Here is a 26,141-nt window from a genome sequence, read left to right as displayed (position 1 = left end):
GAAAGCGAAGCGACAGCAACAATTACGCCAAGGCGAAATTGATTTCAATAAAAATTTTTAGTAATTACTGTAACATTTAGAAAAGATATACGTTTTACTTGTGAAATTGCAAAGCGAGGGGATGGCATGGACAGACAGCGGAAAAACGAGCTTGAGCAATTTTATGAAAAATACGCGAAATCGTTATATTATTTTCTGCTGAAGATGTCTGGGTCAGTGCATATAGCGGAGGATTTAGTGCAAGAAACATTTGTACGAGCTACGATATCGCTGTCGTTTTATAAAGAGGAGGATGTGAGAGCATGGTTATTCAAAGTAGCACGGAATACGTATTTAGATGAATGGCGTAAGCAGAAAAGGCGAAGGACTATTCCGTTCGCACACTTATTTTGGAAAGATGAAATGCTAAGTCCATATGGGCTGCCAGAAGAGGATTTTCTAATGCAGGAAGTGACAGAAGATGTACAGGCGTTGCTGAAATTTTTGCCTGAAAATTACCGAACGATTTTATATTTACGTGAATATGAACAATTCACCTACTTAGAATTGCAGGAGGCACTAGAGCTTTCTGAGGGGCAGGTGAAAATACTTTTGCATCGTGCCCGCAAAAGATTGGAAGAAATAGTGAAAAAGAATGGAGGTTTTCAACATGACTGAGTGGTCGCAGGAGAATGAAAAAAAGATTTTACGAAAATACCGTTTTACATTAACATTTCGAGTACTGCGTATATTGCTAATATGCTTCGTTATTTATGCGCTCTATATAGCAGGGGTGTCCATCGTTTTTGATAAAACGCGTCCTGATCTTAAACATGCTTATAACTCTTTAATAGTACTTGAATGGCAACATCCAAATATGAAAGGTCAATATTATATGGGTTCGCCTGCAGAAATAACACCATTTCTGACGCAAAAATTTAGCTATCCTCTTGAGAAGCAGGTAGGAAAGGAAAAGGTAGTAGTCGGCGAAATGCATGTTGAAAAATCTATATTGAATTCTAATGCATCTCTGAGTATGGACTTACCGTCGACAAATACATCACAACAATTTAATTTTAATTTACCCGAAGATCCGGTAACGGGAAAAGCAACCTCATCTCAACTTAATAATAATATATGGGATATATTAGAGAAATTACCTGATGGAGCTGTAGCGGAAATGGCATTTTCGATTTCAACATTTAAAGAGCCTATAGAATTGGAAAAAATGCTTGCTCCGTACGAAGTCCGAATTGTTTGGATGCCATTATATACAGGTGAGTTTAAATCCTTTGAACCAACTGCTTCTGGCCGCTCCAGTGGTACAATTACAATTTATGATAGAATCGGGCTATCAGGAGGCTTAACAGTTAGTGATGATTATTCACATATATCTGAAGCACAGGACTTAACAAGTAATTTGAAAGATAGCCAGCGTTGGATGGTAAGAAATATGGAAAAACTATTGAAAAATGAAAAGGAAAGCTATTACGAGGGATTTTTAGGTTTACATCATTTGCAAGAACGCTATGATTATATTAAAAAGAATGGATTTCAAGCTTATGGCGCTGTTGTAACAGGACCGGCAAAGAAACTATGGATGCTTCAAGATTTAGAAGGTATTTCTAATGAAATGCTAGGGGATGTTGAACTTATGAATGGGTATAATTGGTGATGAAGGAAGTTGTCTCAGATACTTGAGACAACTTCTTTCTGCTGGTGTAACATTATTTTGTAAACCTACGAAATAGAATAGCAAAACCAGCACCAATTAGTGCAAAAATAGTATGTAAAAGGGCTATGTAGCTAGCTCCAATCAACAGTGCCCCAATTTCCGTTAAGGAGTAGTGGGTGACATAGAGTGAATTATTAATATTGTTAATAATGGCCCATACGAAAACAGGTACAGAGCTGATGGCAAAAACAATCCAAATATTTTTATAAAAGAAATAAGTAAGGCAGCCAAAAATCGCGTAACATATAGCAAAGCTTGTTTGATTGCCCAGTAAGGAAGAGTTAATGGCAAACATAAAGGATAGTACGATAAAAACAAGATGGAAAAACGTTATCGTTCTTTTCATTAATAAATGATAGCCTAGTGATTGCTTTGAAGTAGCGAGCTGCCGACAATGCTCACAAGTAGCTAAATGTTGTTCGATAAATTCTACAGTAGTTGCTTGGAGCGCTTGTTTTTTATACAAAGGTAATAAATCCTCTACAATTGAACATTCCTGTGACAAAAGCTTCCCTCCGATCGATCTCCTTCCATTATACGACTTTTTTAGGGAAATAAAAAAAGCCTTCCGTGAGTTAATTTGTTCGGAAAACTTACATGCACCCTATTAATTTGATGTTAATACTTCATTGGTCAAAGCTTGAATATCAATATGTGTTTTTTCCTTCACAGCATCCTTCAGAATCTCAGTACGGAAATAGTGAACCGACGCTTCAAGAGGAATAGTTAAAATCTTGGAAAGGGCTGATTGATACATATGCACAAATTCTTTATCTGTGTTTCCACGTTTTAATTCAGCAAAGGCTTCGTAGAATTGGTCAAGCTTATCAGCAAACTCAAGTAGGAGACCTTCTATAGTTTTATCCTTACCTTCTTTCATGCGCTCAAAGAAGACAGCCTGAAACTCTTGTGGGATCTCATCAATAATAAATTTCTCCATCATTTTTTCTTCCACATGTGCAAGCATTTGCTTAAGCTCTGGGCTCGCATGCTTTACTGGAGTTTTAATATCACCGATAAATACTTCAGCAAAGTCGTGGTTGATGGTTTTTTCATATAATGATTTCCAATTGACCGTAGCTCCATTCATTTCTTCAAGTGTGGCAAAGAACATCGCATATTGTGATACCTTCCAAGAGTGAGCAGCCACATTGTGCTCCTCAAATTTGAAGCGTCCAGGGCAACGAATAATACGCTCTAGATCATTAAGACTTGTAAAAAATTGATGAATTCCTATAAAAATCACTCCTTTTTGGTCTATATGTGCATGTTACTATAATCCATACCCTCTTTGTGCAAATTTCAAACATATTTTACAATGATTCAATTTGCGTTTACAAATGATTCACAATTGACGATAAAGCACGCTGATGTTGAGTGCTATAATGAGGGGGATCTGATTAAAAGGGGAGTATGCACCATGATTTCAATTTATACACTTCTTCTTTACATACATATTTTAAGTGCTATCCTTTCGATTGGGCCTTTGTTCGTTGTTTTAACAATTGTTAAGAAAATGCGTACAGCATCTCATGTTGAAATGTCACCATATATTGAGGCTTTTAAAGGAGCCATTACGATCGTCAAGCATTCGGGGCATATTCTTGTTGCATCCGGTATTTTATTAATGTGGCATGCAGGCTATCAATGGAGTACCTCGTGGATTGTTCTTACTTTTCTCGTGATGTTGGCCTCCATTGTTTTTTTAGCAAGAGCGTTCAAACCGACTTTACAGACATTTAATACACCTGCTTATGACCAGCAAAAATTTGCTTCATTGCTACATCGTAAAGCATGGATGTACATTTTGTTATTGCTAATCATGTTATGGCTAATGGTAGCAAAGCCTGTACTTTGGTAAAGGATAAAAAATCGTACCCTAAGTTTTGTGAATGTTACTTCCGCTCCGCTTTCGCACAAAAAATATCTGTTGCTGAAGTTTCGTTTTATCACTATAAATTAGAGTGACATGCCAGAAGATACATGCTATGTGAAGTGGTTGATTGGAGTGGAGACTGGGCGACTCCTTGGGGATCAGCGTCACAGATGAGACCCTGGAGCGAGCAGATAGGGGAACGAAGGCTAAAACCATCACGTCCTGTGATAACGCCTTCGTGACCAACATCGTGTTGGCCCAAGCGGCTCATCGGACGCCCCCAGGAAAGCGCCCAGTCGGAACGGAAATCAATCACTCGTTTTGCCGAAGAGCCATACTTTATTTCATTGACACAATAGTTTTTCATCAATTGCTAAGCAAGCGTTTGAAATAGCTTTTGCGAATAAATATAAAACTAACGAAGAACAGGGCAAAGAAGCATAAAGAGCTCATCATTGATACTTGCAAAAATGATGTTGAAACCATTTTTCGCATAGCAAATAATGTAGCAAATAACATTGTAGTGGCTATTGCGAATGGTACAAATATAAGGATTGCCAGCTCTTTAGAAACAACAGTGAATAACTCTTTTTTAGATAGTCCAAGTTTTCGTATGCCTACATACTTTTCTTTTTCTTGAAGAAGTGTCGTTTGTAAATAGAAGTAGAGTATACTCATAGCTGCACTTAAGAAAATCAAGCTCAACATAGAGCCGATAAAGAACATAACACTTTTTGTAAACATCTCTGCGTCATACAATTCGATTTTTGAAGTTACATAACGTTCCTCATATATATGTGGGAAATCCTCAATAATTTTTTTCGCCAACTCTGTATGTGCCGTCCAATTGTCTAGCTCAAATAAATAGGTTTTGTAGACAGGATATTTGATACTGTTATAAACTTCATCAGGCACAATAAAATACGTTTGTTGGAAACCGGTTGTTAATAGATTTTTTTCATTTACAGATACAAGCTTAAATTGCTTTAGATATTTGTCATCACTTACATTAGTAATTGGAAATGTTTTACGATTACCAGCAACTGCTATAAATTCATTTACACCTAAGCTAATCTTTTCATTGTGTAACAAGTTATAATCGGAAACGGACATATAACCGAGTCGTTGATCTTCATTCGATTTAAATTCAATAAAATAATTTTGTGAATCCACTGTGGATAATTCTTTTCCAATACTTTCAATATCAGCTTCTACCTTACTTGGATCAGCCTTAGGAGGGGCAATATACTGAAAACTGTATGGATAATTCGCCTCACTATCTTTTTCAACATTATAGTAAGAACTAAATAAAATGCTTGTACATAAAAATACACCGCTTAATAAAATAGTGATTAAAAATAGCATATTTGCGTGTGATTTCATTTTTGCATTGAGATTGGAAGCCAGTAGCATATTCGTTTGTTTCATGTAGGCTGACGATCTCTCAAAAGCCTTTAGCAGGAAGCGCATTCCTTGTGAGATGATTAAATAAATTGTACAAAGAACACTCACGAAAAACGCTACATAGAAAAGAACACCGAGACTACCTACAATGTCATGATCTATTTTTAAAAAATAACTTAAACCAATAGAGATCATTAGGCTAATGAATAATAAAAGATAATGTGACTTTATCGACTTTTCAATGACAACATCACTTTTTAATAGTTGAATGGAAGCTTCTTTATTAATAAATCTTGTCATTACTTTTGAAATAACAACGAATAATATAAGGAATAGGCTAATAGTTAGCATGATTGCTTTAATAGGGAAATACATACCGAAAGCTTCTGCCTTTAAAACAACCTTGGCACCCATTAAGAAGAGAGGCGCAATGACAAGCCCAAGAATGATTGCTGTAATAATCGCCAATACACCTATAAGAATATTCTCTCGAAAAACGAGCTTACGAATTTGTTTCATGGATGCACCAGTAATCATAAAAATACCTAGTGTTTTTGTTTTCTTCTTTAAAAAGGCCATGATGGAATAGGCGATATAAATAAATGAAAACAAATAGACGAGCAAACTTGCTAACATTAATGCAAGGCCAAGTGTTGAGTCTGGATCTAAACCTGCAAGACTTGGATGAAATACAATGACTGTAAATAGAAAGAAAATAATGATAGAGAACATACTGCTAAGGAAATACGAAACATAGGTCCATTTATCACGTAAAATATTTTGAACAACGATATGATTAAAGCTCATGCTGTCCACCACCTAAAAAAGCAAGTGTGTCCATGATTTCCTGGTAAAATTGTTTACGATTATGACCGCGATGAATTTCGTTATATAATTTACCATCCTTAATGAATATAATACGATTTGCGAAGCTTGCTACATAAGGATCATGTGTCACCATTAAAATGGAAGTTTTCAGTTCTGTATGAATAGAACTAAATAAATTCATAACATCATTTACTGCTTTTGAATCCAGATTTCCTGTTGGTTCATCTGCCAACAATAAACTCGGTTCGTGAATAACCGCACGAGCAATAGCTACACGTTGTTTTTGCCCACCAGAAATTTCATAAATTCGTTTTGAAAGGAGCTCTTCAATTCCAAGAAATTGAGATACATGTTGAAGTCGTTGCTGCATTTTATCGGCAGGTAAACTATCTAAAGTTAACGGTAATAAAATATTTTCTTTCACCGTTAATGTATGCACAAGATTAAAATCTTGAAAGACAAAGCCTAATTCTGAACGCCGGAACTTTGCAAGCTCTTCATCATCTAATGAATATGGATTTCTACCATTTATAAGAATTTCGCCAATAGTAGGGCGATCAATTGTTGACACGCTATTTAAAAATGTAGTTTTTCCACTTCCTGAAGGTCCCATGACGGCTACGAATTCGTTCTCATCAAGTTGAAAATCTATGCCATTCAATGCCTTATATGTTATTTCTCCGATATATTCTTTTTGCAGATTGGTCACTTGTAGGATTGAGTTTTCCATCTTTGAACAACTCCCTTACTTCGATTGAATAGCTTAAGTATAAAGAAGGAGCAGCATTTTACCTATTTGGTTAAATGACGTCAATATGACAAAGTTGTCATATTACGAGCATGATTTTTTCACGCTATTTGAAAAATCTATGGAAAAGGTAGTGACACACTCATGGGACTGTAAAGTAAAAGGGTGCTCTAATTCAGTTAAAATCTTTTTCACTAAATACAAGCCTATACCAGTTGCCTCACCGTTCGTTCTTCCTTTCATACCTGTATAAAATAAATCAAAGACACGTGGAATTTCACTCTCGGGAATCGTATCTCCATAGTTTTTAATTTGTAAAGTAGCTTCGTCATAAATAATTTGAATAGAATTTTCAGACTCACCGTATTTAATGGCGTTATTGATGATTTGATAAAGCACAATTTTTAACCATTTTCGATCTGAATAAATAATAGTATTTTCAACAAGCGTCACTTTTGGAAAAACTTCTTTAGCAATGAAATAATCCTTTAAATCGTTAACAACATCCTTCATAAGTTCCTTTAATGAGAGTGCTTCTATTTTTAAATCAGCCACGAGATTGGACGTGCGTTCATAAGTTAGTAGCTGATTGAGGGTAAACGTCAGCTTATCGCATTCTTGATTAATTGTTTGCAAATGCTCGGATTGGCTATTTGCATTCGATTGGATAAGCAGTTGAATAACCGACAATGGCGTTTTCATTTGATGGGCAAAATGTGAAAGTACAAGCTGCTTTTCGTTTTCTTGCTCCTCTAAATGTTGCTGCTGTGTTAAGTATAGATATTGCATTTGTCGTAGTTTTTGGCTGTAGGCTTGCTCAATCATAGCATGTGGTTCATACAGATGGAGGTCATCGCTTGTTAATGTGTTGTTCTGTAAATGAGTATAGAGTTTTTTTCTGCGATAATAACGACCGATCAGCCAAATGATAAATAGGAAGCTAACGAGAAAGATAAAATAAAGATAGTGTGAAGATAAATCATCCAATGAATGAATGATCCAAGGTAATAATAGAAAGCTTACACAATAAAGAATGATGACACTTACATGATCTCGAAAGAACAGCTTCATTCTTCTGCCTCCACTAATTGATAACCAAGTCCACGAATTGTTTTAATTGCTAATCTAGATTGGATAGCCTCGAATTTTTTGCGTAATCGGCCAATATTAACAGATAAAGTGTTTTCTTCAACGAAGGATTCATCATCCCAAATGGCACTTAACAATTTCTGACGGGGAACAACATTAGGATAAGCTTCAAATAGTAATTTGCTAAGCTGCATCTCTTTTAACGTTAACAGGCTCTCGTGTTTTTCGGTGTAGAGACGAACTGTATTAGAGTTTAATGTTGTATTAGCGATTGATATCGAATTAGATTCGGAGGAAGCATATTCTCCGTATGTACGACGAATAAGACCATTCACTTTTGCCATAAGCACATCTAGCGAGAAGGGCTTAGTGATAAAATCATCCGCACCATTTTCAATTCCATGCACTTGATCGATATCATTCACACGCGCAGATACAATGATAATCGGGCATTTGGATAGCTGACGGATTTTGCGCGACCAAAAGTACCCATCATATGTTGGCAGGTTAATGTCCATAACCACTAGATGAGGTTGAATAGCTTGAAATTCTTCCACTATATGATTAAATTGTTGAACGGTATAGCATTCAAATTGATATTTTGATAAATGCTCCACAATAATCTTTGAAATATTGGGATCATCCTCTATTATGTATATTTTGTACATAGTATCGACCTTTCTTTATTAACATACTATTAATGTACCCTGATTTTTAAAAATCCATAAATATGGCTCATAACCAAAACGTGGGGTTGATTTCCGTTCCGACTGGGCGCTTTGTTGCTGACGCTTCGCTTTCGCACAGAGCAAAGCTTCCTGGGGGCGTCCGATGAGCCGCTTGGGCCAACACGATGTTGGTCACGAAGGCGTTATCACAGGACGTGATGGTTTTAGCCTTCGTTCCCCTATCTGCTCGCTCCAGGGTCTCATCTGTGACGCTGATCCCCAAGGAGTCGCCCAGTCTCCACTCCAATCAACTATCTACATAGCATATGTTTTAATAAATATCATTCCTAGCTTTTGGCGAAGAGCTAAAAATATTTACATTAATATAGTAATTGTAACTTGAAATTATAAAAAAGAGCCACCACAAACTCAATCGAGAAGGTGATGGCCACTTTATTTATTTTTTTGGAATATGGAAGGTGACAGCTGTGCCTTCATTTAATGTGCTTTTAATTTGTAATCTCTGTCCGTAAATCCTTTTAAGACGTAAATCTGTATTACGTAGGCCTACGCCAGCGTTTGGCGAATTGCTGCCGGATTGTAGTTCATCTAATATACTTGGGTCAATCCCAACGCCATCATCGATAACACTTACTGCCACATGATCAGAAAAATCTTTTATACGGATACAAACTGTACCGCCTTCTTCTTGTTTCAATACACCGTGACGAATGGCATTTTCGACTAAAGTTTGTAAGGAGATAGGGGGGATTTCAATATTTATATTGTCATAAACATCCCATTCGATGTTTAGTAAGTCCCCAAAACGCTGCTGATTAATATAGAGATATGACCGTACTAGCTCTAACTCATCCTGAAGTGGCACAACTCTCTGTAGATTCCTCACATCAAAGCTTGCATGTAGATATTCACCGAAATGATGCATTAAGTCAATCATTCGATCTGTATCGATCGTACTAAGTGATGCAATTGTATTTAAAGTATTAAATAAAAAATGCGGCTGTATTTGGGCTTGAAGCCAAGCTGTTTCCAAATGTAGTCGTTGATTGATACTATATTTTAAATCGATTAAGGCTCTACTCCTGACCTTTAGCTCTACAGAATTAATAGGCTTCGTAACATAATCATTTGCACCATGGGCGAAACCAGCATAGACATCCTCGGAATGATTACGGGCTGTTAGTATTAAGACAGGTAATTCAAGCAATGAGTAGTGTTCTCGAATAATTTCGATTAATGCATAGCCAGATATATAAGGTAACATCGCATCAATAATGACTAAATCCCAATCGTCTTGCTGTAGCATTTCTAATACTTTTTCACTGCTAGTAACGGTAGTAACAGCGTATTCTGAAGTTGTAAATAAACTACGCATAATTGTTAAGTTTACAGGATCATCATCGACCATTAAAATTTTAAATTGCTTTTCCACTGTCGCTGATGAATTATGTTCTTCAAGAGGGAGGTGCATATCCTCTTCCTCTATATAGGATTGCTCCTCATTAAAGTCTGCCTCTGCTAACGGTATTGTGAAATAGACATCCGATCCTTTGTTAGGAATAGAATGTATTTGCAAAGTTCCACCATGCAATTCGATGAGCTTCTTTGATATTAATAATCCGAGACCGATTCCATCATTGTTGTCATTTCCTTGTTCATAAGGGGAAAATAGACGACTTTGGATAGCATCATCCATGCCTAACCCAGTGTCACGAATATGGATAACGGCCATATTATTTTCTATATGAGCACTGATTTTTATAGATCCTGCACTCGTATATTTAATGGCATTGTGTAGGAGATTAAAAAGAATTTGAATCAATCGATTTTCATCGGCCACTACATTAGGAAATGCCCTAGGAATCGCTGAATTCATTTGGATCTGTTTTCCACTTGTTATAAAGCGTAACATGTCAAAAACACCATAAACTATACTTTGGATGCTAACGTTCTTTTTATGGAGATGTAAATTACCTTCCTTTAAACGAGTAAAATCTAGTATGTCATTTAATGTAAAGGACATGCTTCTCCCAATATCAATTAGATGCTTTAGGTTTTGTTTATCATCAGCCATAAGCTTATTGTTTGGATTATCATAAATGGACTGTCCTAATGTAACCATTTTATTCATGGGATCCCACAGCTTTTGTGAGCTACTGGATAAAAATTCATCCTTTAACGCAACGTCCTTTTGTAATTTAGCAATCAATTGATTAATTTGCGCTTGATTTTCAAAAAAGCGTTTAAACCAATAACCCGAAAAACCGAGCATGACAAATAAATAATCGAATGGATACATTGGTATATCAAAAACATAGATGGATTTGATATACGCCCATATGATGCCATTCGTTGTACCAAGGGCCGTCAATGCAATAAAGGCAGTGCTCTGTTTTTGATTTTCAAGATACTCTCTTAAAGAAAGTACTACTACACATAAAAATGAAACGACATAAAGTATAAAGTAAAAAGGATTTATTGCGAATAACCAATCAATCGGTAAGACGATAGTGAAAAATGCCGAAAGGAAATAGAAAGCACAGAGCCACTGAAAGCATTTAGCATTATGATATTTGACTAGTAAAACACGCATAAATTGAACAAAGAAAAAAGAAGACCCGAGATAAATGATAGTAGATAGCTTAAATGACCATACATAATCGAGATGTAACCACGTGAGTATAGATTGATCATATGAAATTAATTCATCTGCTAAGGGCAAAAGAAAGCCTACTGTGAACAGTAAAACAATTGGCTTTGGATTAATAAACAAGAACACAAGTGTGCTAAAAAGTGTGAACAATATGAGTGTTATTGAAATTGTAGCAAGAGATAAATAGTTAATCATTTGGTGATGTTCTATAGCTGAAGCAGAGCCAAATAAAATTCTTTTATCAATGGTAGGGCTTATTGATGTATCAAAATTAGATACATGTAAAATTAAGTCAATTTCAGGTTGCTCATTTGTAAAGTAAAGAGTATAAGGAGCAGCTTGGCCTTTATGACTATGTGAATCAGTAGCTACTTTCCCGGATTGTTCAACCAACTTCCCGTTAATATATAATGCTGAAGCAGTTGGCACTGCGGGGATCCGAACGGCGAAACGATTATCTTTCGGAGCATTGTGATTGAGTAATATTTTTAAACGGTATGAGCCATATCGTTGTGTCGTTGCATTTGAATCTCGCATGGGAATCGTTCGGGTAGTTTGTTCGAATGATTGGGTATTAATGTTTAAGGGATCTATTAATGATCCGGGATAGTAGAGCCATTCACCATCTAAGTTAAGAACTTCTTCGTCGGATAGCTGCTGATCCCGTATATCAAATATACCTTCCCGGGCAATCGGTTGATCACTTGAAGGGAGAAAGTAGGCTAGCCAAAGTAAACGAAGTGCAGTAAGCACTATGAAAATTAAAATAATGAAAAGTGAATGTCGTATAGTCGCTTTTTTTAACAGTGACATAAGAACCTCCAAAAATTTCCTTCTTGTATTAAAAGGACTATATTTACCATGCCATGAAATTTAGTAAATGGAAATAAGAAATTTTTAAAATAATACTTTCAGACTAATCAGAAAGAATGGTGAGGAGCTGATTTCCGCTAGAGGTTACTTGCTTTCCTGCGGGCGTAGCGTGAGATTTGAGACCCCTTTTACTGTGCAGTCCAGTACATATTTTGAGGGAAAATCATTAGTGTTTAAGTTTTTTTTAAGAGGTGTGACGTATGATGAAGGAATAAATAATTTGCGGGTTAAAGCGTATAAAAATTTAACAAAAAATCATCTCAATGGGAGAAATGATCTATTGTGGGTAAATTTAAGTTAAAGTTATCGTTTGTTATTGTTAGTATGACAGTAATTGTTGTACTTGCGACATCTAGTTTTAGTATTTGGAGTAGCTATCGAAATTTTAACGACATTCTTATGCAAAATAAGATTGCCATGCAGGAAAATTATGTGAAGGAAGTTTCGGTAATCACGGAGAGCTACGTACAAGAAAAACTGATGGAACCAAATCAAGATAAGTCGATTGAACCTTATATGGTGCAAGTGGTTAACAAGTTACTTGATGAAGGAGTTGTTTCATTTAGCGCGTTCATAAAAAGTATAATCGTTCCTTTACTATTATGGTTAGTCGCAGTACTTGTATTAGCTGTATGGCTTGCTTTCAAAATTGCACGACCTTTAAAAAAGCTTTCTACTAGCGTGGAGAGAGAAGAAATACAGAAGCTTGAAGAAATGGATGACTGGTATTACGAAGCACATTCGTTAAAAAAAGTAGTACAAAACATGTTCATAAGTTCGGAAAGCAAAATAGTTGATTTAACGAATCAACTGAATTTAGATTCCTTAACGGGAATTCCTAACCGTAGAAGGATGGATCAAATTTTAAATGAGCTAATCATCAATAAAGTCCCACATACAATAGTGTTAATAGATCTAGATGATTTTAAAAGTATAAATGATACCTATGGACATACTGTAGGGGATAAAGTTTTAAAAGCTTTCGCAAATCATATGCAGGAGAACGTTGAAGAACAGGGAATGTGTTTTCGATATGGTGGGGAAGAGTTTATGGTTATATTGCCATCCACGACAATAGATATAGCTTTAGAATTAGCGGAGAATGTACGCATTAAGCAGGCTTTGTTAGATACGGCATGTGGAAGGCCAGTGACAATGTCTGCCGGTATTACAGCATTTACAGCAAATATTAAGACTGCTAATCAGATCATTACAATTGCAGATCAGGCATTATATAAGGCGAAGCAGTCAGGAAGGAATTGTATCTGTGTCGTCGAAGAACTATCTGAAAAAATAATCAAATAAATTATCAGCCAAACCCAAAAACAAATTTCTTTGTTCTAATAGGCTTATCATCATAACGTGTGGTTGATTTCCGTTGCGGCTGGGCGCTTTGTTGCTGACGCTTCGCTTTCGCACAGATAAAACATTTGTTGCTGACGCTTCGCTTTCGCACAGAGCAAAGCTTCCTGGGGGCGTCTGATGAGCCGCTTCACTCGCTCCAGGGTCTCATCTGTGAAGCTGATCCCCAAGGAGCCGCCCAGCCTCACTCCAATCGACTTATATAAATGGCGTGTATTTTAACTAAACTACTATAAATTAGGCTGAATCTTATTAGTATGTTAAATCATAACTATACTCCTTTGGAAGCTTGTCTACCCATACTAAAATGATGAGGAACTGTTGATTTTTCGCGGAGAGTAGCGACTCCTGCGGGATGAGCTTGCGCTGAAAGCCCCGCAGGAATGTAGTGATGAGGAGAATCAATTATGCCTCGGCATAATTGCGTCCGGAATCGGCTTTGTGCTTGCGCAAAGAACTCCTTTCCGATTCCGTGACAACGCCGGAGGCTTTAACTTCTTTCAGCAGGTGCTTGGACACCAGCTGAAAGAAGTTAAAGCCAAGCCCGCGGAAAGAGCCAACTTGGAGTGAAAATCAACCTTTGTTTATTGATACACTTTATTCATATTGATTTGTTTGTCGACAAGCTAAGGCATCGAGAGTTATCTTCTCGATGCCTTTTATAGATTAAAATTATTCAACCGATATAGCATTAAACAGCTCAGTTGTTTCTTGCTCGGGTAAAATACCGAGATCCGCTAACAAGGTACTTTTAAAGGAATTGTAAACCTTTACTGCACTTGCTCGGTTATCCACTTCTATATAGTGCTGTATTAGCTGACGGATGGTTTTATCGGAATATGGATTATGCTCTATCGTTAAAAGTAATATTTCCTCTCGTTTTTTTACATCATGTATTGCTGTATAATGCGCTACTAAATCATGAAGTAAAAGGGTAAATTTATTGTTCATAAAATTTGCTTTACTAGTAATCCAGGGATAATCTAATGAGGCCATAAATTCACCTTGGTAGTTTTGTAGTAATGCCTCAGCCTTCTCTACATCAATCTTTCTAGTCTCCGTTTTACCATTTAAAATATTCTCTAAGTCATGGGCATCACATTGAAAATCCTCTAGTTGCAAAATATAGCAGCCATTTGCATACTGTATGACTTCTGAATAGCCAAGTGCCGAAAGCGTAGTGCGTAAATAGGAAACTGTTGTATGTAACTGAACTCTTGCCTTTTTAAATTCTGTATCTGCCCATAAAGCATCGATGATTGTATCACGAGGTACATGGTTATTAAGATTGGAAAAAAGAAGGGCGAATAATTCCTTTGTTTTAAGCGTTCTCCAATGGACTACTTTGTCATTGTGTAAAACAACAAATCCGCCAAAGCATTGTATCGTAAGCGCGGGTTTATTTCGTATTTGTATAGGAGTCGATTTATTTTCTAGGTGAAGGAGTTCTTGGATTCTATTAATAGTTGTCTCTAGACGAGCTTTTGAAATAGGCTTTAATAAATAGTCAATGGAGTGAATTTCAAATGCTTGGACAGCATAGTCCCGATACGCAGTGACAAATACGATAAAAATGTTTTTGTTCCATTCTTTTAATAGCTGTGCAATCTCTAAACCGTTCATGCCAGGCATTTCAACATCTAAAAATGCTACTTGAAAATCCAAGCTTGGCCCCTCTGCAAGCAAATCTTTTGCAGTTGTAAAAGATTTAATGACCTCTATTGAATTAAATTCTTTTAACTTTTTCTCCATGTTTATAAGAGCTAATGGCTCATCATCCATTATTATCACTCGAATCAAAAAGGGCACCAACTTTCGAATATTTATTAACCTGATATCAATTATGCCTCGGCAAAGTTGCGTCCGGAATCGGCTTTGTGCTTAGGCCTGCAGATGTTTTTTGTGCGAAAGCGCAGTGCTAACGTAGCGGCAGCAACAGATGTTTTTTGTGCGAAAGCGCAGTGCTAACGTAGCGGCAGCGGCACCGATGCAGGTCAGTTAGCCGTTATCGCATGGATGCGATGATTTTAGGCTAACATCCTTTATAAACTCCTTTCCGATTCTGTGACATCTGCCGGAGGCTTTAACTTGCTGAAAGAAGTTAAAAAAAGTGAAATAGGTTAAATTGAAATATCAATGACTGCCCCTTTATACGGATGTATAGCCTCTTGCTGCTGTGGCAGATCTTTTAATAATTCGATAGCGGCTGCAGTATTTAGATTAAGCGCATTTTGCATAACACTCATTTGGACAGTTTGTTGTAGCTCCATAATCTGAGAAGACATTATTGTATTAATTTCCATCCTACATTCCTCCTTTACCATATTATCGTATAAAAACACTGATTTTCCAACATATAAAAATTGCAAATAGAGTCCCAATGTTTTTTCTGCAAAATTGCTCAATTTACCAAAAATATTATTGATATTGTATATTTTTCCGTTTTTATAGAAATAATTCGTACTATCAGGTCCATTGTCCTGAGTTATTAATTGCATTCTCTAGCATTGCTTGCATAAAAGAGCCTAACTCTAGTGTGCTAGCAGCAGACTGCAAAATAATTAAATATGGAGGTTACAAAATATGAAAAAACAAGCTTTAGCTTTAGCTGTAACATTGACCTTGGGATTAAGTTTATTTGCCAGTCCATCATCTGCTAAGGAAAAACTCACTTTTAAGCCATACGACGTATTGTGGGGAATCTCGAAAATTTACAATTTATCTTTAGGAGATTATGAGCCAATGGCCGATTCAGACGCGAAATGGTTTTATCCAGAGCAAGATTTAAATGTAGTCGAATCGAAAAATGATAATTCAATGAAAGACCAACACTTTGTTGAGGCCGGGGATACATTATTTTCAATTGCACGCGTAAATGATGTATCAGTGGAAGAATTAAAGGAATGGAATAACCTCACATCTGATCTAATTTATGTAGGTGAAACATTAGCTATCAAAGCATCAGCGGCAAAACCTAAAACTTCCGAAAGCAAAACTAACAAGGTAGCAACGACCTCAAGTAAAAAGAAAGTAACGACATCAAGCACAAACTCTGTGAGTGCTCCAGCAAATACGAGCAAAACATTAACAATGCGAGCAACAGCCTATACAGCGTATTGTGAAGGATGTTCGGGGATTACAGCGAATGGAACAGATATAAGATCTAATCCAAACTTAAAGGTAATTGCTGTAGACCCACGTGTAATTCCTCTTGGTAGCAGGGTTTGGGTTGAAGGTTATGGTGAAGCAATCGCAGCAGATACTGGCGGAGCGATAAAAGGTAATAAAATTGATGTATTTATTCCTACTGAGGGACAAGCTCGTCAGTGGGGCGTCAAACATGTAACTGTAAAAATTTTAAATTAATGTGATTGAAAGGATATCTCGTTTGTTAGAGATATCCTTTTTGCATCATTGTTTTTAAGCGTCAAAGGCCATTAAAAGCCAAGTGTGAAAAATTTACTCCTTAACCAATAATTTGCAAAATTCTAATGAAATTGCATAAGTGGAAGGATTGTTGGCAACCATCTGAAATAGAGGAGGTATTTTTATGAAAAAAATGAGTTTAATAATTATTTCTTTATTAGTATTTGTCGGTGGTTGTGGTTTCTTTGAAAAGAAGGAGCAAAAAGTGGCAGTTAACGCAAATTCAGGACCAACTGCAACCGCGAAAGTAATTGGTAAAAATAATGAAAGCTATGGCAATGCATATTTTGAGGAAGAGGATAATGGGGTTAAAGTGACACTCGCACTTACAGGATTACCACCTGGAACACATGGCATTCATGTTCATTCAGTTGGGAAGTGTGAACCACCCACGTTTGAATCAGCAGGTCCGCATTTTAATCCAACGCATAAAGAGCATGGGAAGCTTAATCCTAAGGGATATCATTTAGGGGATCTTCCGAATTTAGAAGTTGGAGAAGATGGTAAAGTGGATCTGAATTTCTTAGCGGAAGGGCTAACATTAGAAAAAGATGCTGCCAACTCATTGTTACGTGATGGAGGCACTACATTAATCATTCATGAATCTGAGGATGATTATAAAACAGATCCTTCCGGTAATTCTGGTGCTAGAATTGCTTGTGGCATTATTCAATAAGGAAAATAGATCGACTGTATCTGAAGTAAATCACTTTAGATACAGTTTTTTTGTTTTGGGGATAAAAATCGACAATCATTTTGGTTCATTACTAAAAGTTGGGAGGATATTTTTTAAAAAAAGAATGCTATGTATATAAGTTGATTGGAGTGGAGGCTGGGCGACTCCTTGAGGCTCATCGGACGCCCCTAGGAAAGCGCCCAGCCGGAACGGAAATCAACCCTACATTATAGTAATAAAAGAAGAAGTGAAAGGTCGCTTTTATAATAAATATGCAATTTTTATACATATGGAAAATAAAATTATTTTCTCAGAAAAAGAATTTGATGATTTGTTATAGATAAAACTAGTGTAAGTAAGCTATTAATGGAATTCGGAAATAATTGGTATTTAAGAGGAATGGTATAAATATAAATGACTGAATTTACTATAAATAGGTTGACATTATTATACTATATTTGGTAATTTTAAATAGATTCTTATTTTTAACCAAAGGGGGAAGGTTACTATGAAGAAAAAACAATTCAGGCTATTAATGCTATTAAGTGCCTTTGCGCTATTGATTTTAGCTGCATGTGGGTCTGATAGCGAAACAGGTTCAAAGGACTCGAATAAGGGCGAATCGACGTCATCTGAAAAGCCTAAATTTTTGAACTTATTAACAGGTGGAACACAAGGTACTTACTATGCATTGGGTGGAACGTTCGCTGATTTTATTACTAAAGAAACAGACATTAAAACAACTGCTGAAGTATCTCAAGCATCTGCTGCCAACATGACGGCTTTGCAAGATGGCAAAGGTGAAATTGCGTTTGTACAATCAGATATTGCTTATTACGCTACTGAAGGAAAATTAATGTTTGATGGCAAAAAAATTGATTCAATCGCTGCTTTAGGTGCACTTTATCCAGAAACAGTACAATTAGTAACGACTGAAGCATCAGGTATTAAATCATATGCTGATTTAAAAGGGAAAAAGGTTTCTGTAGGTGCGCCAGGTTCTGGAACTTACGCAAATGCTGAACAATTACTTGAAATTCACGGTCTAACAATGGATGATATCAAAGCACAAAACCTTGACTTTGGTGAGTCTACTGACGGTCTTCAATCTGGTCAAATCGATGCGGCGTTTATTACTGCGGGTACGCCAACAGGTGCTGTAGAGGCATTAAATGCAACAACTAAGGTAAATATTATCGGTGTAGATCCTGGTAAAGCAGATGAGCTAATTGCTAAATATCCTTACTATGCAAAAGATACAGTAAAAGCTGGTACGTATGGTCTTGCAAAAGATACTGAAACAGTTTCGGTACTTGCAATGTTAGCGGTGAAAAAAGATCTTCCGGATGATGTTGTTTACTCAATGACAAAAGCTATTTATGATAACGCGGGTAAAATTTCCCACGCTAAAGGGGCGTTTATCAAAGCTAAGACAGGCTTACAGGGTATCAGTATTGACGTTCACCCGGGTGCTCAAAAATACTTTGATGAATATAAATAACGGAACATTCGGACAATAAATTCAGTATAGCTTATGGCGAGTGAAAAGTTATTTTCTTAAATACGAAGAGGCTCGGATTGCGTAAAGCTTCGAGTCTCTTTTCTTCCGTTAAGTCTAAATCGTGAGTAATAGCGAATAGCTTTTTAACCTCTTTCAGCGGGTGTTTAGACACCCGCTGAAAGAGGTTAAAGCCTCCGGCGGACGTCACGGATTCGGAAAGAAGTTTCTTGTGCTTGCACAAAACCGATTCCGGACGTAAGTATGCTGAGGCATAAATGATGTGGGGGAACAGACGTAGTGCGAAAGAGAACATTAAAAATTGTTTTAGCTTTTTTATGTATTTGCGTTAGTATAGTCATTTTTCTTCCTCTTCAAAAGGTATTCGCATTTACGGAAACACGTATAAATGATCCGGTAGTGCATTATATACCACTTACAACTGAGGATACATTTGAATTTAGATACACCCACTCCATCCATAAAACGGACGTCCTGGAACATTATAAATGTGTAGATGGAACGAGTATTCAAATGTTAGGGATGGAGTATGAAAGTTTAGCAATCGGCATGCCGAGCTATGCAGAAAAGAATCAAACATTAACAGAACGAGATGGTAAATACTTTTTGCAGTTTGACAATGAAGTCATTGAAAATTTTACGATCTATATAGGTGATTTGGATTTAGACCTTGTATTAGATTACGAGAATTATGAATACGATTTAAAAAAAGACTTACAAAGGGGAAATTCCTATTTATTTGAGGTAAAACGTTTATCGCTTTATGAACAATGGAAAGGAGTAAGGATGAAATGACAACTAAGTATAAATCAAACGACGAAGTAAAAAAAGAAGAATTCGAACAAATATCAGCTGAAGAGCAACAAGCAATACTAGAGAAATATGATATTGAATCCAATGTCCGAACGATATCGGGCATTATGAAGCATGTCATTTTCTTTGGACTACTTGCATTTTCATTGTTTCAGCTTTACACAGCAATTTTCGGCCAATTCCCGGCGCAAATTCAGCGTACGATACATTTAGGTTTTGGTTTGACCCTAATTTTCTTACTATTCCCTGCTCGAAAAAAAGCAGCAAAGAATAAGATAGCATGGTTCGATTATATTTTAGTAGTATTATCCATTGTAGTAGGTTCGTATTGGACAATGAATTATACAGAGCTTGTTAATAGCAATGGTACCATTACGCAAACAGATTTTATTGTAGGTCTCATAGCTGTCGTGTTAGTGCTTGAAGCAGCTCGCCGTGCAGTAGGTTTACCGATTACCATCATTGCTATATGTTTCTTAATTTATGCGTATTTCGGACCGTATTTCCCGGATTTTATGGCGCATAGAGGGCAAGATTTTGAGAGTATTGTTAATCTCATGTATTTTACGACAGATGGGATTTTTGGAACACCGATTAGTGTTTCTGCCACATTTATATTTGTGTTTTTGCTTTTTGGAGCATTCCTTGTCAAAACAGGTGTTGGCCAATACTTTAATGATTTAGCGGTATCTCTTGCAGGTAAATTAATTGGTGGTCCTGCAAAAGTAGCGGTATTTTCAAGTGCCCTTCAAGGTACAATTTCAGGAAGCTCTGTAGCGAATGTTGTAACATCTGGATCATATACGATTCCGATGATGAAAAAGCTAGGGTACCGTAAAGAATTTGCGGGTGCAGTTGAGGCAGCGGCATCTACAGGTGGGCAGTTAATGCCTCCGATTATGGGTGCGGCAGCGTTTTTAATGGTTGAGTTTATCGGTCGTGGAATTACGTATTGGGATATTGCAAAGGCGGCGGCGATACCTGCATTACTTTATTTTACAGGTATTTGGATTATGACTCACTTTGAAGCGAAACGTGTAGGCTTAAAAGGCTTACGTGACGATCAAATGCCAAATCGTCGAGAGGTATTTAAGAAAATCTACCTTCTATTACCGATAGTTGCAATCATCGTTTTGATGTTAACAGGTACACCGGTAATGCATGCAGCACTTTACGGTATTATTATTTCTATTGGTGTTGCGATGTTTAATAAGGAAACACGTTTAAAACCAAAAGATATTATTGATGCATTAGTTGAAGGGGCTCGTACAGCACTGGGTGTCGTAGCGGCAACAGCTTGTGCGGGTATTATCGTAGGTGTAGTTGTAAAAACTGGTCTAGGCTTAAGTTTAGCTAATAGTTTAGTAGAATTAGCAGGCGGTAGTATTATTTTAACGCTAATTTTTGTGATGATTGCTTCCCTAATTCTTGGGATGGGGGCTCCGACAACAGCGAACTATGTAATTACATCAACAATCGCTGCTCCGGCAATCGTGGCATTATTATCACCGAATACACCACAGGAATTAGTACCGGTAGTCGTTTTATTATCAGCACACTTCTTTGTATTTTACTTTGGTATTATTGCTGATATAACACCACCTGTTGCACTTGCTGCTTTTGCGGCTTCGGGAATCTCTGGTGGAGATCCGATTAAAACAGGTGTAAACTCAGCGAAGCTTGCTATTGCAGCGTTTATTATTCCGTACATGATTGTATTTTCACCGGCATTGCTAATGATTGATACAACTATACCTGAAATTATATGGGTAGTAATCACGGCCATTACAGGAATGGTAGCTATAGGCGCGGGAGTAATAGGTTACTGGTATCGCAAATTGCTTTGGATTGAACGCATTATTGCTATTGCAGCTGGTTTACTACTTATCTATCCAGAAAAATTCTCGGATTGGGCTGGTTTAGCAATCTTTATTGTAATGTTTGTTATTCAATATGTAACACAGCATAAAGGTAACGGTGATGACGATCAAAAAAGTAAAACGAGTGCTATAGCTTAAGTAAGAGGTAAAAGGGCTTAGGGCCGACATACTTTGATTCAAACGGAGGCAGTAAAATCCCGTCACAAACAGTGGCGTATAAAGCTTTAGTAAAAGCCCCTTCTAATCCAAAGAAGGAAGGCTACACATTTATCGGCTGGTATAAAAATAAAGAATTCATAAAGGCATGGAATTTTAAGAAAGATGTAGTCACGGAAGACTTAACATTATATGCTCGATGGATGAAGGAAAGTAAAGGCTGTGACGTTGCTTTTAAGGAAATTGATAATAACTGGGCAAAAGATATAATTAAAGAAATTGCTAATCGATGCATTATTAAAGGCTACTCAGATGGCACTTTCCGACCAAATGATATGATTCAACGTCAACATGTGGTACTTATGATTGACCGTGCGTTACAACCGGCACCAATTCGAGAGGCTGTATCATTTTCGGATGTATCTAAAAGCTATGTATATTTTGAACAAATCACACGACTACAACGAGCGGGTATCGTGGATGGCTCAAACGGGGCATTTCGTCCAAACGCTTATATAACACGTGCCCAAATGGCGAAAATAATGGTGCTTGCATTTGGCTTAACGCCAGAAGGCAATAGTACGTTCAAGGATGTCGATCCATCACACTGGGCGAGTGGATATATTGCCGCTCTAGCGGACCATAACATTGCACTAGGCGATGAAAACGGTAATTTTAGACCGAATGAAAACTTAACACGCGCACAATTTACGGCGTTTATGTACCGAGCACTTAGGTTATAAGTCTTACTATAAGGGAGGCTGGGACAAAAGTGTTTCAGCCAACAAAAAAACCGAACTATTCAATGAAACGCTTATGAAGTGTTTCGGAATAGTTCGGTTTTTCTATTTATCGTGTTTTGTTAATTTAGAAATTATTCGACTTTTCGAAGGAGCCATTTAGTTATGTCCCAGCCTCTTTTTCTGATAAACTCAAATTTTAATCTAAAAAGTAGATTGTTTTTATGCTTTTTATGCATAATGAGCATTGTTTATTGCTTTTTTTACAAAGATCATTGTATAATTCTTTTATCAGAAAATTCGATTAAATAAAAAGGAGAGGTGACTAAATGAAAAAGTTTTTTAACTCAAAATTTGAAACGTATTTAATGGATCAGGAAATTGAACTTAATATGGAAGAGGAAAAAAATGAGGAGCAACTAACGATGGTGCATTATGAAGAATATCCAGAAGGTTTTTTTACAAGTTTATAATAAATATTTGATGGACTGTGCTAAAGGTAACAATAACTTTTAACACAGTCCTTCGTTTTTTTACATACATTAATCATTTTTGGATCCTCACCATAGCGTGTGGTTGATTTCCGTTCCGACTGGGCGACTCCTTGGGGATCAGCGTCACGAAATGATATACGTTTTAATAAACGTCATCCACAACTTTTGGTGATGAGCCTCATTTTTTTCGATATTGATTTCTTCGACTGTATGGAGTCATATTAATAAAATATCCTTGTTTTTCATATATATATAGGTCTAAATCCATATGTACTTTTAAGAAATAGTTTCATGTATAATGAGAAACAAAAATGCGTATAGAGGTGTAGTTATGTCAAATGCAGTAACAGTAGAAGAAGCAATTTATCAATGGTTTGAACATTTTCATAAATACCCAGAGGTAAGCTGGAAGGAATTCGAAACTACTAAAAAGATTGCGTCCATTTTAGATGAGTTAAATGTATCCTATCGTTTGTTAGGGGATGTTCCGGGGTTAATTGCTGAAATTGGTACAGGTGATGAAATTGTTGCTGTACGTGCAGATATAGATGCTTTATGGCAGGAAGTGGATGGGCAATGGCAAGCAAACCACTCATGTGGGCATGATGCAAATATTACGATGGTACTTGGCGCTTTATTACTGCTGAAAGATCGACCATTGCAGCATCGTGTTCGTTTTATTTTCCAGCCTGCTGAAGAACTTGGGAATGGAGCTTGTGCAGCCTTTGAGCGTGGAGCTGTTGATGGCGTATCGCATTTATTTGGCGTTCATTTAAGACCAATTGAAGAGCTACCACTTGGCAAGGTATCGCCAGCTATCCATCACGGAGCGGCTTATTTTTTAGAAGGAACAATACGAGGCACTGATGCCCATGGTGCTAGACCTCATCAAGGGCAAAATGCAATCGATGTTATTATGGCCGTACAACAAATGCTCCATAGCATACATTTATCACCTTTCGAACCTCATTCTGCAAAGTTAACGAAGATTGTTGCAGATGGTGGTAGTACGAATATTATTCCAGGTACTGCGAACTTCTCAATGGATATTCGGGCGCAACGTAATGACCAACTAGAATTACTTCGTAGTCGTATTGAGTTTGGCTTAACATCAATCCAGCAGCAGTTTGAGATTGATATGGATTGGAAATGGATAGATTTCACACCTGGCGCTGAGGTTTCTTCAGTTGCTGCACGTATGGCTAAAGATGCAATTATGGAAACACTTGGGGAAGCGCATCTAGGTGGGGAAATTACAACACCTGGAAGTGATGATTTCCATTTTTACACAGTTAAAAAACCTGAATTAAAAGCAACAATGATTGGTATTGGAGCCAACTTAACACCAGGATTACATCATCCAAAAATGACTTTTGAACGAAGTGCTTTAATGGATGCTGCAAAAGTACTTGCTTGTGTGTTAGAAAAAAAACCTGAATACGAATAATGATAGCGAGAGGGAACTATATCAAAAGTACAAAATTCTTTTGATATAGTTCCTTTTTCTTTTCTTTTTTGTCGAAATGTTTGAATATTTTGCATTGTCCCTAATAGCTATTTGAAAGCGTTTTTATACGCTTAAATAGTCGAAATTGCTCGAGAAGCATAAATTTTTTGCGTTGACTTTTAATTTTTTGAATATTATGCTAAAAAACGTAAAAAAATATTTGCGTCTTTGACAACCGAGAATGGCAACTGGTGCAAAAAAAGGGGATGGGATTATATGAAAAAGGATATTAATGCGGGTTGGGCACTTCTGACTTTTTTAATAATGATTATAGCTATGCTAATTACAGTAGTTGTGTTAGAGCAAAGTCCTCACGTACCTCTTATTATTGGAACAACTGTAGCAGCCATTGTTGCTAAAATGCATGGATATAAGTGGATAGAAATTGAGGAAATGATGTATAAGGGGATACGTCTAGCTTTACCAGCAATTGTTATTATTATTTTAGTAGGTTTGACAATTGGCGCATGGATTGGCGGCGGTGTTGTCGCAACAATGATTTATTTTGGTTTAAAATTAATTTCTCCAGCTTGGTTTTTAGTAACAATAATGCTATTATGTGCAATTGTTTCACTGGCAATTGGTAGCTCATGGTCGACGATGGCAACAATCGGTGTTGCTGGTATGGGTATTGGTTTAAGTATGGGAATCCCTGCAGCAATGATTGCTGGAGCAGTTATTTCGGGTTCATACTTTGGTGATAAGATGTCACCATTATCGGATACTACTAATCTTGCAGCAGGTTTAACAGGCACAGACTTATTTGATCATATTAAGCATATGCTTTATACGACAATTCCAGCTTTAGTCATTGCAATTGTTGTATTTGGAATTATGGGTAGAAGCTTTGCAGATATCTCAATGAAATCAGAAAGCATTTTAACAACATTAAAAGTAATGGAGGAAAGTTTCGTTATTTCTCCTTGGTTATTGCTTGTACCAGTTGGTGTAATTGTATTGGTAGCGAAAAAAGTACCTGCAATTCCAGCTTTAGTTGTCGGAATAATCTCAGGATTCTTACTACAAATCTTCGTACAAGGCGGCACACCTACAATGGCTGTACATGCTTTACAGGAAGGATTTGTGATTTCAACTGGCAATGACATGGTGGACAATCTATTTAACCGTGGTGGCTTAGATTCGATGATGAATACGGTTTCAATGACAATTGTGGCTATGACATTCGGTGGGGTGTTAGAATATTCCGGCATGTTAAAAGCACTTATGAATGTCATTGTGAAATTTGCTAAATCAACAGGAAGCTTAGTTGCTTCAACGATTGCTGCATGTATTACAACAAATGCTACATGTTCTGAGCAGTATATTTCAATCGTTGTTCCATCACGTATGTTTGCGAATGTTTATCAAGAGCGAGGCTTGCATTCGAAAAACTTATCTCGCGCGTTAGAAGATGGGGGAACACTAACTTCTGTATTCTTCCCATGGAATACTTGTGGAGTCTTTATTTTAGCAACATTAGGTGTAGGTGCAATGGAATATGCGCCATATGCCATTATTAACTTCCTGGTACCTATTATTTCAATTTTTTATGCATATATCGGTTTTGCGATTGTTAAGCTGACACCTGAAGAAATGGAAGAAGCTGAGAAGCGTAAAAAAGAGCAAGAAATAAATGATGCTGATATGGTCATGGCTGACTAAATTTTTTGTTAAATAAAGTCTCGCGGAAGCAA

General features: G+C 36.8%; 22 protein-coding genes and 1 pseudogene. 14 read left to right on the top strand and 9 right to left on the bottom strand.

Annotated features, from left to right (window positions below):
* The first annotated feature begins 126 nt into the window (after positions 1 to 126).
* Both ACQKOF_RS19365 and ACQKOF_RS19360 read left to right on the top strand, forming a co-directional pair.
* Positions 127 to 657, top strand: a complete 531-nt coding sequence (locus ACQKOF_RS19365) for a sigma-70 family RNA polymerase sigma factor (protein WP_427560519.1) — start codon at positions 127 to 129, stop codon at positions 655 to 657.
* Positions 650 to 1,654 (top strand): anti sigma factor C-terminal domain-containing protein, encoded by a 1,005-nt coding sequence (locus ACQKOF_RS19360; RefSeq protein ID WP_427560517.1) that lies wholly within the window; start codon positions 650 to 652, stop codon positions 1,652 to 1,654. Before ACQKOF_RS19365 ends, ACQKOF_RS19360 begins: the two co-directional genes overlap by 8 nt.
* Before the next feature lie 52 nt (positions 1,655 to 1,706).
* Here ACQKOF_RS19360 and ACQKOF_RS19355 read toward each other — a convergent pair whose 3' ends face one another.
* Together ACQKOF_RS19355 and ACQKOF_RS19350 are read right to left on the bottom strand one after the other, a co-directional pair.
* Positions 1,707 to 2,219, bottom strand: coding sequence for a zf-HC2 domain-containing protein (locus ACQKOF_RS19355; RefSeq protein ID WP_370048454.1), 513 nt, complete (start codon positions 2,217 to 2,219; stop codon positions 1,707 to 1,709).
* Between the two features lie 102 nt (positions 2,220 to 2,321).
* Entirely contained in the window at positions 2,322 to 2,960 is a 639-nt protein-coding gene (locus ACQKOF_RS19350) for a YfbR-like 5'-deoxynucleotidase (protein WP_370082871.1), read from the bottom strand.
* A 174-nt stretch (positions 2,961 to 3,134) separates the two neighbouring features.
* Between ACQKOF_RS19350 and ACQKOF_RS19345 the strand changes: the two genes are divergently transcribed.
* Positions 3,135 to 3,575 (top strand): DUF2269 family protein, encoded by a 441-nt coding sequence (locus tag ACQKOF_RS19345; RefSeq protein WP_427560512.1) that lies wholly within the window; start codon positions 3,135 to 3,137, stop codon positions 3,573 to 3,575.
* A gap of 381 nt (positions 3,576 to 3,956) precedes the next feature.
* Here ACQKOF_RS19345 and ACQKOF_RS19340 read toward each other — a convergent pair whose 3' ends face one another.
* From ACQKOF_RS19340 to ACQKOF_RS19320, 5 genes are all read right to left on the bottom strand, one after another.
* The gene (locus ACQKOF_RS19340; RefSeq protein ID WP_427560509.1) at positions 3,957 to 5,801 is read right to left on the bottom strand and encodes an FtsX-like permease family protein; all 1,845 of its coding nucleotides are present in this window, start codon (positions 5,799 to 5,801) and stop codon (positions 3,957 to 3,959) included.
* A complete protein-coding gene (locus tag ACQKOF_RS19335; RefSeq protein WP_427560506.1) occupies positions 5,791 to 6,552 on the bottom strand; it encodes an ABC transporter ATP-binding protein in 762 nt (253 codons plus the stop codon). Before ACQKOF_RS19335 ends, ACQKOF_RS19340 begins: the two co-directional genes overlap by 11 nt.
* Positions 6,553 to 6,654: 102 nt before the next feature.
* Positions 6,655 to 7,641, bottom strand: a complete 987-nt coding sequence (locus tag ACQKOF_RS19330) for a sensor histidine kinase (RefSeq protein WP_427560503.1) — start codon at positions 7,639 to 7,641, stop codon at positions 6,655 to 6,657.
* Positions 7,638 to 8,327, bottom strand: a complete 690-nt coding sequence (locus tag ACQKOF_RS19325; RefSeq protein WP_427560500.1) for a response regulator transcription factor — start codon at positions 8,325 to 8,327, stop codon at positions 7,638 to 7,640. The genes ACQKOF_RS19330 and ACQKOF_RS19325 overlap by 4 nt, the downstream gene beginning before the upstream one ends.
* Positions 8,328 to 8,784: 457 nt before the next feature.
* Positions 8,785 to 11,814, bottom strand: a complete 3,030-nt coding sequence (locus ACQKOF_RS19320) for an ATP-binding protein (RefSeq protein ID WP_427560498.1) — start codon at positions 11,812 to 11,814, stop codon at positions 8,785 to 8,787.
* Between the two features lie 342 nt (positions 11,815 to 12,156).
* Between ACQKOF_RS19320 and ACQKOF_RS19315 the strand changes: the two genes are divergently transcribed.
* Positions 12,157 to 13,179, top strand: a complete 1,023-nt coding sequence (locus tag ACQKOF_RS19315; RefSeq protein ID WP_427560495.1) for a GGDEF domain-containing protein — start codon at positions 12,157 to 12,159, stop codon at positions 13,177 to 13,179.
* A gap of 729 nt (positions 13,180 to 13,908) precedes the next feature.
* Here the strand turns inward: ACQKOF_RS19315 and ACQKOF_RS19310 are convergent.
* Together ACQKOF_RS19310 and ACQKOF_RS19305 are read right to left on the bottom strand one after the other, a co-directional pair.
* Positions 13,909 to 15,018 (bottom strand): response regulator, encoded by a 1,110-nt coding sequence (locus ACQKOF_RS19310; protein WP_427560493.1) that lies wholly within the window; start codon positions 15,016 to 15,018, stop codon positions 13,909 to 13,911.
* 338 nt (positions 15,019 to 15,356) lie between these two features.
* The gene (locus tag ACQKOF_RS19305) at positions 15,357 to 15,539 is read right to left on the bottom strand and encodes a putative motility protein (RefSeq protein ID WP_427560491.1); all 183 of its coding nucleotides are present in this window, start codon (positions 15,537 to 15,539) and stop codon (positions 15,357 to 15,359) included.
* Positions 15,540 to 15,819: 280 nt separating this feature from the next.
* On the opposite strand from ACQKOF_RS19305, the gene ACQKOF_RS19300 reads away from it, so the two are divergent.
* The 10 genes and pseudogenes from ACQKOF_RS19300 (at position 15,820) to nhaC (ending at position 26,109) form a co-directional block, all read left to right on the top strand.
* Positions 15,820 to 16,602, top strand: coding sequence for a 3D domain-containing protein (locus tag ACQKOF_RS19300; RefSeq protein ID WP_427560488.1), 783 nt, complete (start codon positions 15,820 to 15,822; stop codon positions 16,600 to 16,602).
* Between the two features lie 184 nt (positions 16,603 to 16,786).
* Positions 16,787 to 17,338 carry a superoxide dismutase family protein gene (locus tag ACQKOF_RS19295; RefSeq protein WP_427560486.1) on the top strand — a complete coding sequence of 184 codons (552 nt, stop codon included), beginning with the start codon at positions 16,787 to 16,789 and terminating at the stop codon, positions 17,336 to 17,338.
* A gap of 508 nt (positions 17,339 to 17,846) precedes the next feature.
* On the top strand, positions 17,847 to 18,839 hold the full coding sequence (locus ACQKOF_RS19290) for a TAXI family TRAP transporter solute-binding subunit (RefSeq protein ID WP_427560483.1): 993 nt from the start codon (positions 17,847 to 17,849) through the stop codon (positions 18,837 to 18,839).
* 297 nt (positions 18,840 to 19,136) lie between these two features.
* Positions 19,137 to 19,652: a DUF1850 domain-containing protein gene (locus ACQKOF_RS19285; RefSeq protein ID WP_427560481.1), complete on the top strand. Its 516-nt coding sequence runs from the start codon at positions 19,137 to 19,139 to the stop codon at positions 19,650 to 19,652.
* Positions 19,649 to 21,688, top strand: a complete 2,040-nt coding sequence (locus tag ACQKOF_RS19280) for a TRAP transporter permease (RefSeq protein ID WP_427560480.1) — start codon at positions 19,649 to 19,651, stop codon at positions 21,686 to 21,688. The genes ACQKOF_RS19285 and ACQKOF_RS19280 overlap by 4 nt, the downstream gene beginning before the upstream one ends.
* A gap of 44 nt (positions 21,689 to 21,732) precedes the next feature.
* A pseudogene (locus ACQKOF_RS19275) lies at positions 21,733 to 21,903 on the top strand (InlB B-repeat-containing protein); the annotation flags it as partial.
* 6 nt (positions 21,904 to 21,909) lie between these two features.
* The gene (locus tag ACQKOF_RS19270; protein WP_427560594.1) at positions 21,910 to 22,449 is read left to right on the top strand and encodes an S-layer homology domain-containing protein; all 540 of its coding nucleotides are present in this window, start codon (positions 21,910 to 21,912) and stop codon (positions 22,447 to 22,449) included.
* Positions 22,450 to 22,775: 326 nt separating this feature from the next.
* Positions 22,776 to 22,919 (top strand): hypothetical protein, encoded by a 144-nt coding sequence (locus tag ACQKOF_RS19265; protein ID WP_427560478.1) that lies wholly within the window; start codon positions 22,776 to 22,778, stop codon positions 22,917 to 22,919.
* Positions 22,920 to 23,271: 352 nt separating this feature from the next.
* Positions 23,272 to 24,387, top strand: a complete 1,116-nt coding sequence (locus tag ACQKOF_RS19260; protein ID WP_427560476.1) for an amidohydrolase — start codon at positions 23,272 to 23,274, stop codon at positions 24,385 to 24,387.
* A 276-nt stretch (positions 24,388 to 24,663) separates the two neighbouring features.
* Positions 24,664 to 26,109, top strand: a complete 1,446-nt coding sequence (gene nhaC / locus ACQKOF_RS19255) for a Na+/H+ antiporter NhaC (protein WP_427560474.1) — start codon at positions 24,664 to 24,666, stop codon at positions 26,107 to 26,109.
* Positions 26,110 to 26,141 lie beyond the last annotated feature (32 nt).

The organism is Lysinibacillus sp. NPDC093190, from assembly GCF_050280425.1.
GTDB lineage: Bacteria > Bacillota > Bacilli > Bacillales_A > Planococcaceae > Lysinibacillus.
This window is presented reverse-complemented; position numbering and strand designations above follow the sequence as displayed.

Excerpts from the sequence above, each read along its gene's own strand:
- ACQKOF_RS19365 (WP_427560519.1), top strand. The coding sequence starts at position 127 with ATGGACAGACAGCGGAAAAACGAGCTTGAGCAATTTTATGAAAAATAC.
- ACQKOF_RS19360 (WP_427560517.1), top strand. The coding sequence starts at position 650 with ATGACTGAGTGGTCGCAGGAGAATGAAAAAAAGATTTTACGAAAATAC.
- ACQKOF_RS19345 (WP_427560512.1), top strand. The coding sequence starts at position 3,135 with ATGATTTCAATTTATACACTTCTTCTTTACATACATATTTTAAGTGCT.
- ACQKOF_RS19340 (WP_427560509.1), bottom strand. The coding sequence starts at position 5,801 with ATGAGCTTTAATCATATCGTTGTTCAAAATATTTTACGTGATAAATGG.
- ACQKOF_RS19335 (WP_427560506.1), bottom strand. The coding sequence starts at position 6,552 with ATGGAAAACTCAATCCTACAAGTGACCAATCTGCAAAAAGAATATATC.
- ACQKOF_RS19330 (WP_427560503.1), bottom strand. The coding sequence starts at position 7,641 with ATGAAGCTGTTCTTTCGAGATCATGTAAGTGTCATCATTCTTTATTGT.
- ACQKOF_RS19325 (WP_427560500.1), bottom strand. The coding sequence starts at position 8,327 with ATGTACAAAATATACATAATAGAGGATGATCCCAATATTTCAAAGATT.
- ACQKOF_RS19320 (WP_427560498.1), bottom strand. The coding sequence starts at position 11,814 with ATGTCACTGTTAAAAAAAGCGACTATACGACATTCACTTTTCATTATT.
- ACQKOF_RS19310 (WP_427560493.1), bottom strand. The coding sequence starts at position 15,018 with ATGGATGATGAGCCATTAGCTCTTATAAACATGGAGAAAAAGTTAAAA.
- ACQKOF_RS19305 (WP_427560491.1), bottom strand. The coding sequence starts at position 15,539 with ATGGAAATTAATACAATAATGTCTTCTCAGATTATGGAGCTACAACAA.
- ACQKOF_RS19300 (WP_427560488.1), top strand. The coding sequence starts at position 15,820 with ATGAAAAAACAAGCTTTAGCTTTAGCTGTAACATTGACCTTGGGATTA.
- ACQKOF_RS19295 (WP_427560486.1), top strand. The coding sequence starts at position 16,787 with ATGAAAAAAATGAGTTTAATAATTATTTCTTTATTAGTATTTGTCGGT.
- ACQKOF_RS19290 (WP_427560483.1), top strand. The coding sequence starts at position 17,847 with ATGAAGAAAAAACAATTCAGGCTATTAATGCTATTAAGTGCCTTTGCG.
- ACQKOF_RS19280 (WP_427560480.1), top strand. The coding sequence starts at position 19,649 with ATGACAACTAAGTATAAATCAAACGACGAAGTAAAAAAAGAAGAATTC.
- ACQKOF_RS19270 (WP_427560594.1), top strand. The coding sequence starts at position 21,910 with ATGAAGGAAAGTAAAGGCTGTGACGTTGCTTTTAAGGAAATTGATAAT.
- ACQKOF_RS19265 (WP_427560478.1), top strand. The coding sequence starts at position 22,776 with ATGAAAAAGTTTTTTAACTCAAAATTTGAAACGTATTTAATGGATCAG.
- ACQKOF_RS19260 (WP_427560476.1), top strand. The coding sequence starts at position 23,272 with ATGTCAAATGCAGTAACAGTAGAAGAAGCAATTTATCAATGGTTTGAA.
- nhaC (WP_427560474.1), top strand. The coding sequence starts at position 24,664 with ATGAAAAAGGATATTAATGCGGGTTGGGCACTTCTGACTTTTTTAATA.